Source organism: Lysinibacillus sp. K60 (assembly GCF_019731275.1).
Classification (GTDB): Bacteria; Bacillota; Bacilli; order Bacillales_A; family Planococcaceae; genus Lysinibacillus; species Lysinibacillus capsici.
In genome coordinates, this window is sequence record NZ_JAASJR010000014.1 from 90,896 (window position 1) to 100,681 (window position 9,786).

The 9,786-nt window shown below is 36.1% G+C and carries 13 protein-coding genes; 1 reads left to right on the forward strand and 12 read right to left on the reverse strand.

Annotated elements, in window-relative coordinates:
• Positions 1-84: 84 nt before the first annotated feature.
• From HCH28_RS22160 to HCH28_RS22200, 10 genes are all read right to left on the reverse strand, one after another.
• Positions 85-909 (reverse strand): copper amine oxidase N-terminal domain-containing protein, encoded by an 825-nt coding sequence (locus HCH28_RS22160; protein ID WP_221683123.1) that lies wholly within the window; start codon positions 907-909, stop codon positions 85-87.
• 251 nt (positions 910-1,160) lie between these two features.
• Positions 1,161-2,276, reverse strand: a complete 1,116-nt coding sequence (locus HCH28_RS22165) for a hypothetical protein (protein ID WP_221683124.1) — start codon at positions 2,274-2,276, stop codon at positions 1,161-1,163.
• Entirely contained in the window at positions 2,263-2,760 is a 498-nt protein-coding gene (locus HCH28_RS22170) for an RNA polymerase sigma factor (protein ID WP_221683125.1), read from the reverse strand. The genes HCH28_RS22165 and HCH28_RS22170 overlap by 14 nt, the downstream gene beginning before the upstream one ends.
• Before the next feature lie 243 nt (positions 2,761-3,003).
• Positions 3,004-3,507, reverse strand: coding sequence for a hypothetical protein (locus HCH28_RS22175; protein ID WP_221683126.1), 504 nt, complete (start codon positions 3,505-3,507; stop codon positions 3,004-3,006).
• 136 nt (positions 3,508-3,643) lie between these two features.
• Positions 3,644-4,150 carry a GNAT family N-acetyltransferase gene (locus HCH28_RS22180; RefSeq protein ID WP_202341909.1) on the reverse strand — a complete coding sequence of 169 codons (507 nt, stop codon included), beginning with the start codon at positions 4,148-4,150 and terminating at the stop codon, positions 3,644-3,646.
• 101 nt (positions 4,151-4,251) lie between these two features.
• Positions 4,252-4,482 (reverse strand): hypothetical protein, encoded by a 231-nt coding sequence (locus HCH28_RS25225; RefSeq protein ID WP_274772861.1) that lies wholly within the window; start codon positions 4,480-4,482, stop codon positions 4,252-4,254.
• Between the two features lie 153 nt (positions 4,483-4,635).
• Entirely contained in the window at positions 4,636-4,947 is a 312-nt protein-coding gene (locus tag HCH28_RS22185) for a hypothetical protein (protein WP_221683127.1), read from the reverse strand.
• Positions 4,948-5,103: 156 nt separating this feature from the next.
• Positions 5,104-5,697, reverse strand: a complete 594-nt coding sequence (locus HCH28_RS22190; protein WP_221683128.1) for a VanZ family protein — start codon at positions 5,695-5,697, stop codon at positions 5,104-5,106.
• 163 nt (positions 5,698-5,860) lie between these two features.
• A complete protein-coding gene (locus HCH28_RS22195) occupies positions 5,861-6,355 on the reverse strand; it encodes a hypothetical protein (RefSeq protein ID WP_255601725.1) in 495 nt (164 codons plus the stop codon).
• Positions 6,352-6,558: a helix-turn-helix transcriptional regulator gene (locus HCH28_RS22200; protein WP_004228831.1), complete on the reverse strand. Its 207-nt coding sequence runs from the start codon at positions 6,556-6,558 to the stop codon at positions 6,352-6,354. Before HCH28_RS22200 ends, HCH28_RS22195 begins: the two co-directional genes overlap by 4 nt.
• A gap of 227 nt (positions 6,559-6,785) precedes the next feature.
• Here HCH28_RS22200 and HCH28_RS22205 point away from each other — a divergent pair, with 227 nt between their 5' ends.
• The gene (locus HCH28_RS22205; RefSeq protein ID WP_202341906.1) at positions 6,786-7,277 is read left to right on the forward strand and encodes a DinB family protein; all 492 of its coding nucleotides are present in this window, start codon (positions 6,786-6,788) and stop codon (positions 7,275-7,277) included.
• A 160-nt stretch (positions 7,278-7,437) separates the two neighbouring features.
• On the opposite strand, the gene HCH28_RS22210 is transcribed toward HCH28_RS22205, so the two are convergent.
• Positions 7,438-8,331: an SDR family oxidoreductase gene (locus HCH28_RS22210; protein ID WP_221683129.1), complete on the reverse strand. Its 894-nt coding sequence runs from the start codon at positions 8,329-8,331 to the stop codon at positions 7,438-7,440.
• A 270-nt stretch (positions 8,332-8,601) separates the two neighbouring features.
• A complete protein-coding gene (gene trhO, locus HCH28_RS22215) occupies positions 8,602-9,540 on the reverse strand; it encodes an oxygen-dependent tRNA uridine(34) hydroxylase TrhO (RefSeq protein WP_221683130.1) in 939 nt (312 codons plus the stop codon).
• Between the last annotated feature and the right edge of the window lie 246 nt (positions 9,541-9,786).

Here is a 9,786-nt window from a genome sequence, read left to right on the forward strand (position 1 = left end):
ATTTTGTTAAAGTAGAAAAAGGCTCTACTCCTTATTAAGAGTAAAGCACTCCGTTAAAACAATAGTAAAATACTATCATCCACCTTATGGAACTGTATTACTCATAACCGTCACAAAGCCGTTCATCGAGGCATTATCAATTAATTGAAGTATGCCTAGTCTTGCGGTATCACTGTATGCATACCAATGATTTGCCGTAGTATCATGCACCAATACTCCGCCTAAGTTCCCTGTTGAAAAATAAATATCAAACCGCTTGATACTGTTCGAGTCTTGGTCTAAAAAATCAAATTGCGCATTTTTATCATAGTCCCCTACTGGAATGGGATGAGTATCCCAAGGATTATAAGTAGGTGCTTCGACTTTACTTCCATTATTTTTTATAAAAGTATTATAAATAGCTTCGTTATAACCATTCCCATTAATTTGCTGTATGACTCCGCCTAATGTCATATGATATTCGTATTGCAAAGCTTTTACTTTTATACCATTAATAAAGAGAGGCTGTGTCTCAACTGTTACTGTACCGTTATTGTAAGTGACATTGCTGCCAAATGTTTCGGCAATAAAACGCATCGGAACAAAAGTACGATTATTTTTCATGTATGGCTCTACATCAAGCAGTTCTGTTTTACCGTTTTTCACCACTTGATTACGATTAAGCTTTAGTATGACCTGCATATCGTTTTTAGTAAGGGTAATTTGAGCATCCGTCCAAGTAACATTTGCCCCTAAATTTTCGCTAATTACACGTAAAGGAACCATTGTCCGATTATTTTTAACTTCGGGGTTTACATCGGATGCAATGGTAACACCGTCAACTTTTATTTGAAAATCGGCTGCATATGTAGGTGATGAAGTCATGATTAAAATCAATGCAAGAAAAATTCCTGAGAACACTTTTTTCAACTTTGAACACTCCTTTTCTTAAAACTCACTATTCTCCCAAAAAATACATTTCACTAAATATTTTACCATAAAAATCCACATATATCGTTAAACTATTCTACTCTTTATTCAATCTACATGACCTATTAAAAGAAGACGCGTTTCGAAATAAACGCGTCCGATTGTTAGATAAGGATACTGATGAAAATTATCCAATAAGGCTTTAGGAAGGTTTTTGCCTTCATGCGTAAATTGATGTTCTTTCTAAAAAGCTAATAAATTCCTCTACTAAAGGCTGGCTGCCAAATTCCTTGGGCATTTTTTTCCATACTTAGCTCTATTGGTCCTTCAAGTGAAATAAATTTTATAACCCCTGTTGTATCTGTTTGCTGCTCAAACTCTGCATGTTCTAACCCCACGAAGAGATTTGCGATAATAAGGCGATTTATTTCCTTTGTAAACAACTTTTGACGTACGATTTTCGTTTTCTCATAATATCTTTGAACACTTTCTGTTTCATCGTTCCTATTTGTTGTGAACAATGCTTCATATGTTTCATAATCTTTTTCCATATCACTCATTAAAAACATTTTAGTAATCGCTTGGGGTGGCATATTTTTTAACTTTTCAATATTATAATCCTCTTTAAAGGCATTAAAAACTTGCTGCTCCTGTTCAGTCAATTCAAATGTTAGCTCAAAATTTTGGAAGCCTACGACCTTACCTACTAATTGTCCCTCACTAATTTTCATAATCGTATGGCCCTCGTCACTGTCATAAACAACCATTTCTTTTTCTTTCGCAGAAATCGATTTGTCATTGAATGGCGCTGGTCTAGTTCCAAAATTATGAAAAAAGTAAGGATTTTTCAATGGGTCATTGATATCCTCTTTTTTTATTTGCTCATTTAATCCATGAACTTTTAATGGGGTATCATCTACTAAAATTTGCCCTTGCTTCATTGTTACATGATCATTACCTAATCCTAATACAGTTGAAACGACAAGCCCATCCGTTCCATAAAAGGCAATATAATCTCCATACGTAATGGGGGCTTCCTTATCGATAATCATTGGCAAAAAATGCAGCATCCATTGTTTCCCAAGTAGATGGGCATATTGCGGCTCAATGATGTCTAAAGAGGAAACATCATCGATAATCGGTAATAGCTCAGTTTGCTGACTTGCGGTTTGTAGGTTATTCTTTTGAGAAAACTCAACGAATAGCATTAACCCAATAATGAAACAGGCTGCAATAGATACGGTGACAACCTGCCAGTTGAACTTTCTTTTTATGGGTTTCTTTTGCAATATACGGTGCTTGATGTCGTTTGTAAATGGGGCATCTTGTCGCAATTCTTCTTTTAGCTTGTCTTTAAATTCCTTCATAAAATATTGCCTCCAGTTCCGGATTTGTTTTCAACAATTCTCTCGCTCGACGAATCCTTGTACGAACGGTGTTTTGTGAGACGTTTAATAAACTAGCAATTTCAGAAACATCAAATTCTTCATAATAAAACAGTACAATGACTTCCCTATAATGAAGTGGTAATGCAAAGACAATTTGCTTTAAGGTTGCAAAATCCTCAGTTGCTATATATGTTTGCTCAACTGAGGGTTCAGTTCTGCCTAGTGGTAAAAGTTTTGAAATAAATGATTTTCTCTTTTGTTTACGTAGTTCATCGTGACAGCAATTAATAGCGATACGGGTTAAATACGTTTTCAATGAAGCATCTTTTCTAAAATCGTCTTTACGTAATAAGTACTTCATGAGTACGTCCTGTGTAATCTCCTCTGCAAGCTGAAAATCCTTCATATATAAATAGCTAAGATGATACAAATATTCACCATATTGTTCTACGATTTGTTCCAACAACAACTCACCTCATTTCAATCCTACTTCTTAGACGCTCGTTTTCTAAAAAATTGTTCAATCTCCTGGAAATATTTTAGAGTAGCCTTTTTATCAAGATTGCAGTAGTATGCAATGCACTTATAGATGATGCAACAGTACCTATGTATTAGATGGGCTTACTGATAATGGCCCTTTTCATGAAGAAAGACGCTTTCCTATTATTTCAGAAAAGCGTCCGAGAAGATCGTTATTCAACTATAACTATAGTTCGTTCAAGAAGGACTGTTCTTTTTTTGATTGGTTAAATAAATCTATTCTTTCTTTTATACTTTCGTTCTTGCTAATATCCCACCATTCAACCACCATATAAATCTCATTTATATCTTCAAGTGTAACAAAGTCACCATTTTTATTGATATACGGCCCTGCAATAGCACCAGTTGTATATTCTGCTATATTCGTCTCACCAGTAACTGAACCAGTATGAACTACCGAATCATCACTCTCGATAACCACATGCGTTTCAAAGTGGAAGAAATCTGTCATATACGTATTGACGTTTTTCATTTTTAAGGTTCCAAATCCTGCTTTAAAGTCTTCTGGTGTTATAACAATTTCATATCCTGTTAGATTCCAGCTTTCACTTTCACCCATCAATAATAAATAATAAGTATTACCACTTTTTTGAGCATTGCAGCCAGATAGTACAAAGAACGACAACATCAAATAAATGCAAGGTACTAAACCTTTTATATGCTCCTTCATTCCATCCCCCTTTGACAAATTTTCGCATAAATATTAAATTCCCAAAAAGAATGCTATTCAACTCTTTAAAAGAAAAAGACACGTTCCTATATATAAACGCGCCCTTTTCTGGAATAAAAAATGAGTTACTCAATATTCATATACTTTTGTAGGCAACTTGAACGATTTGTTGTTCACCATTCTTCTCAAAAATCTTATAATTTTCCATCCCGATTTTTTCCGCAACTTTTTGGGATGGGATATTTTTTAAGGTCGTGTATGAAAATATTTCGGAATAGCCCAGAACATTCCATGCATATTCCTTACAGGCACACGCCGCTTCTGTGGCATACCCTTTATTCCAATACGCTTTAATAATGTGAAACCCGATTTCAGGTAACCATACACCGTCAATGTTCTGCATGGTTATTCCACAATCACCGATAAATTTATGCCCATCTTTTAAAATAACTGCCCATAGTCCGTGATTATATTGCCTATAATTTTTCTCATTCCATCTGATCCAATTTTTAACCTCTTCTTGATTAAAGGGATGAGGATAATATTGCATAGACTCTGGGTCGGAAAGCACTTTTGATAATTCATGATGATCGTCCATTTTTAACGCTCTAAGATATAATCGTTCCGTCTCGATTATCTGCAAAATGCCCACCCTTTGCTTTTAATTTATTTTGCCACAAAATATCACGCATTCCTTTTTAGAAATGCGCAGTACCTGTTTTTAAGCACATTTGAAGCTAAAAGTTACCCAAAGTAATGATGAAAACACCAAACAACAAGAAACAGACTTACGATCCCCCAAGCAGTGGTACTCCATATCCACCAAACTACAGATTTAGCTTTTGATGAATTTTCCTCTTCTTCCATATTCAATTTTATAAAAGCGACCTTACTTTCCATATCTTTTTTCATAGAGGCGAGCACAACAAATCCAATTATTATGAAACCAATAGTTATCAAAAGTAGTAGGTCCACCTATACACTCCCTTTATATAATTGAATTTCACCGCAATTTATTATAATAATTAGATTCTACAAAGATAACAATAAACCCATTGTTCTTTAAATGAAGAGAACATTACTTATTAGCGAAATATGCTCCCACTTAAAACACTGGAATCTACTATCCTACTTTTTGTTCTGTCGGTATACAATAAAAGTAAGTCCATTTAATATAAATGTAAAAATGAGAAGAACTGCTGTGGCTATCACGACTGCACGCGTCGTGTCCATGAGTGCCGTCCAATCCTCAATTTTTACTAAATGATAATTATAGAACATCTGAAAACTAATTGAAATAGCAGAGGCACTGATGCTGAGAACGGAAAGGATGCCCCAATTAGAATGTTCATGTTTTTTATTTCCCATGAGATAAATAACTGGAAGTATCCAAGCGATTAGTCCTAGTAAGAGACTGCCAATATTAAGCCAACCAATCATAACGAATCCCTCTTTCTATTTTGTAATGCTGTTTAACAATACTTAACGGTAAATTGTAGGAAAGGTTTCAAATAACTGTATTATTCAACAATATTGCCCTTTAAAAGAAAAAGACACGTTGATTAATAAACGCGCCCCATTGCCGAAAACTATTATTCAATTAAAACTACCATTATAAACTTTATCTTTTCGCTTCACTTGTATTTGCGTAAATATTTTCACTATTAATATACCAACTATTCCACCAAGCATATTACATAATAAGTAGATACCATCTAGAGAACCAATGTTCCTAGGAACTAAACTAAACGACCCTAATAGTAGACGTAAAAGCTCTATTCCTAAACAACACAATATCACTATAAAAATGGCTTTATTTCTATTTTTAAAATGGAAAAGAACGAATAAAAATATCCCTAAAGGAAGTAATAATAAAAAATTATAAACTATAGCTGAATAGCTCCACAAATACATATTGAAGTGGATACCATCAAAAATTCCAAACCAATCATTAGCTGTAATAAAACTCCTACTTTTGTCTGCTGGATTTAGAGGTAAAAGTGTTATTCCCCCTACTTTAATTTGAAGTAAACATAGTAAATAGAAGAGAAAGCTATATAAAGTAACGCGTCTTTGATTACGCTTGATTTCTTTTCTAAAGTAATCAAGAAATACATCTATAAAAATATAGACCAACAACACTAAAAATCCGAAAGGAACAATATTATATAGAACATAGTTTGTATGCAAGTAAACACCTCCCAAATTTTGTAACAACTATCATTTTACTTATTTTAACAATGTTAGTCAAAACCATTTTTCCATTTAGATGCTTTTAATGTCATATTTAAAAAAACACCCCTATAGACCACCATATCTATAGGGGAAAAAACGGTACGATATTATATGAAGTTTAGTAGGTTACCTCGGAATCTTTTCGCTTTGGCGTAAGTGCCGTAAAAAGTGCAATTAAATTAGGAGGAATACTAAATAATAAAAACAGCCAGTTTGTTGTCAGGATCGAGATGATCGTGAATATAATAATGGACGTCATGAAGACGAATAGGCCCACCTTCACACGCGAGGGCTGTAACGGGGCTGCACTGGACATATTGATGGTCAAAATAATCCCAATGATTCCCCAACTCGCTACGTGTGTTAATAAAAGGATACCTAAAACCATAGCAGTGCTTAATTCTATTCCAAAATTGAGTAACGTAAAGAAAACATACAGCGCTCCTAATGTCACATACCAAGAATAGGATCTGGCCTTTTGCCAAATATGATAGTACAGCTCGTCTAAACCACTGTTTTTTCTAGCTTTCTTTCGTCCTAGCCACCATCCAAGGAGTCCACCAATCACTCCCCCATACAAACCAATCATACCCCAGATATTAATCTCCATCATTCATTCTCCTCCTCTTCAAATATAAACACCTCTTCAATTGTGCTATTGAACGCTTTGGAAATGTTGTAGGCAAGTTCTAAGGATGGATTGAATTTTCCAGATTCAATAGCAATGATTGATTGCCGTGAAACGCCAACTTGTTTCGACAATTCTTCCTGCGTAATCTTCTTCAATTTTCGTAATTCTCGAATTCTGTTTTTCATAATGCCTCCTTTATAAATGTAAAGCAAACTATACATTTAATGTTAAGTAAAGTTTACTTTACATCACTATGTATGTCAAGCTAACTTTACAATTTTATTTTTAGTTAGATGAAATGGCAATGTCGAGTGAAGAACAACAAAATTCTATTACCATGTACTATTTTCGGAAAATTTGATAAATTAATAGTAAGGAATGTTTTGAGCGTTACAACAAGGAGGTTATCCAAATGAGTAAAAAAGAGCTCTTGCAAAATGGAGTCAATCAGGTGTTTTACGAAGAGGAATGGTACCCACCGTTATCAGACGCATTAAAGAATCTCACTGCTGCGCAAGCTAGTTGGCAACCAGAAGGTAATGCTGCTAATACGATTTGGGAAAATGTAAACCATTTATTAATCTTTAAAGAGCGCTTACTTTCTCGCTTACATAAAGATGAGACATTTGTTGCTCCACAAAATAATGATGAAACGTTTGTCCAAGGAGAAGCCCATGATGAAGATGCTTGGCAAGAAACAGTGAAACGAACACTTCACGTACATGATGCCTTAAAATCTTCATTAGCATCCCTTCAAGAAGAGGCATTAGATCAACCTAGTCCCGCTCTTCCAGTTTGGCAACAATATCTAAATATCCTTTTGCACGACGCTTACCATACAGGACAAATTGTTCAACTTCGTAAACTACAAGGTTCATGGCCTGCTAAGCGCTCCTACTTATAAACGATGATTCCAATTGGTGATTGAAAAGCAGATGCCCCCTAAAGTTAGAGACAAACTACTAACTGTAGGGGGTATATCATTTAGTTCGTTTTCATTATCAATCTTAAGCTGTTAATCTACCATACTCAGATCACTGATGTCGAGAGAGGTTTTATTAAGTTTACAAGTCTATCGGCTTACCACCTGTCACTCCATAAATCTGACCCGTGATATAACTTCCTTCATCGGAGGCAAGCAGAACATACACTGGTGCAAGCTCTACTGGCTGTCCCGCACGGCCAAGGGGCGTATTTTGGCCAAACTCAGGAATCTCTCCTTCCAATTTTCCATTATCCAACTGCAATGGCGTCCAAATTGGTCCTGGTGCAACACCATTGACACGCACCCCTTTCGAAGCAAAATAGGAGGACAGGGATACCATAAAGTTGCTTATTGCACCTTTTGTCGCAGCATAATCCATTAAAGATGAGGATGGATCGAAAGATTGGACCGATGTGGTGGTGATAATTGCACTTCCTGGTTCCAAATGTTCTTCAGCCGCTTTTACGGTCTCGAACATGCTGATGATGTTTACTTTGAAAGTATCTTGCACTTGTTTAATTGTTAAGTCACTTAGGGAGGGCTGTGCGATCTGTTGCGCAGCATTTAATACAAGAATGTCCAATCCACCAAAGGCTTCCACGGTTTTTGTAACAATCTCTGTCGCTGCGTTATCTTCTCGTAAGTCATACGGTAGCAGCAATGCTTTTCTTCCTGCTTTTTCGATTAATTCTTTAACGACGTTGGCATCTTCCTCTTCACCAGGGAAGAATTGGATGGCTACATTGGCCCCTTCACGTGCATAGGCAATAGCGGCAGCACGGCCAATCCCAGAATCGCCTCCTGTAATTAACGCATTACGCCCTTCTAGACGATTGTATCCTTTATATGATTCTTCTCCGCAGTCAGGTTTGGGGATCATTCCATGCTGTAGCGCTGGCGTGTTCTGTTCTTGATTTGGGAATTTTTCAGTATGAAATTTTTTACGTGGATCGGTTAGATGTGGGTTTCCCATCAACTATCATCTCCTATTTTGAATATTTAGTGACAAACACTTTGTTTGCTTGCACTATTTAAATCCTGTTACATTTTGTTGAATACCCTTTGAACATTTACTTTAAACAGTTTCAGAACTTATGATTGAGTCATTTACTCTTCTTACAAAAGAAAAAACACCCTATGGAAGCGAGCAGACTAGTCCAATGCTGAAATGGATAGTTTGAACACTTACATTGAGTGTTTTAAGAACCTCTATAAAGTAGGTTATGAAAGATATTTTGTATATTTAAATTAACGCCTCAATTGCTTGCGCTACTTGCTCTTCTGTTAAATTGTGGCGCACGATGTAGCGGTTGCGCGCATGCTTTGTACATTCAATGGTACAGCCACCTAAATGCTTTGCTTCATTTTCTTCTGATGCGATAATTTGCTTGTTACATTCAGGATTTGCACAGTTAATGTAACGTTCACAAGGTTCACCGTCATAGTGATCACGACCGACAATCACATGCTCTACTTGATTGATTGGCACTGTTAAACGCTCATCGAAAACGTACATTTGCCCATCCCATAATTGACCTTTTGCAACAGGATCTTTTCCATATGTTGCCACGCCACCATGTAATTGACCAACATTGCCAAAGCCTTCACGTTTCATCCAACCTGAAAACTTCTCACAACGAATACCACCCGTGCAATAGGTTAAAACATTTTTCCCTTCGAATAGCTCACGGTTTGCACGGACCCATTCTGGTGTATCACGGAAATTTTTCACCTCTGGTCGAATCGCACCACGAAAATGGCCGACATCGTATTCATACGTGTTACGCACATCTAATACTACTGTATTTTCATCTTGCATTTCAGCAAGGAATTGTTCTGGTGACAGGTAGCGACCTGTTAATTCATGTGGGTTGACGTCTTCTTCTAAGCCTAAGTTGACTAACTCAGGACGTGGGCGAACGTGCATTTTTTTGAATGCATGTCCTTCTGCCGCATCCATTTTAAAGACAATGCCTTCAAATAATGGGTCTGCTTGCATGTTTGCCATGTATTGCTCTGTTTGCTCAATCGTCCCCGAAACAGTCCCGTTAATACCCTCATTGGCTACTAAAATACGACCTTTTAAACCGATTTCTTTACACATTGCTAAGTGCGTTTCTGAAAACACCGCTGGGTCTTCAATCTTCGTGTAATGGTAATATAATAAAACTTGATAATTCATTGTTTTCCACCTATCATTTCAATATTTGCAGGATATTCCTGATAGTGTCTTTTACGACCTATTAACCATAAAGGATAATCCGTTAATATGCTATCGGTAATTAGACTGAAATGAGTAGAAATATTTTCCCATATTCCGCTAGATGAAAAAAGACACATTCATTCTAAAGTGTACCCTATAAGATAGACACTTGAAAAAGGTCATCTTATAGGGCATTTTTGTTTATAATTGAAAAAAACAAGATTC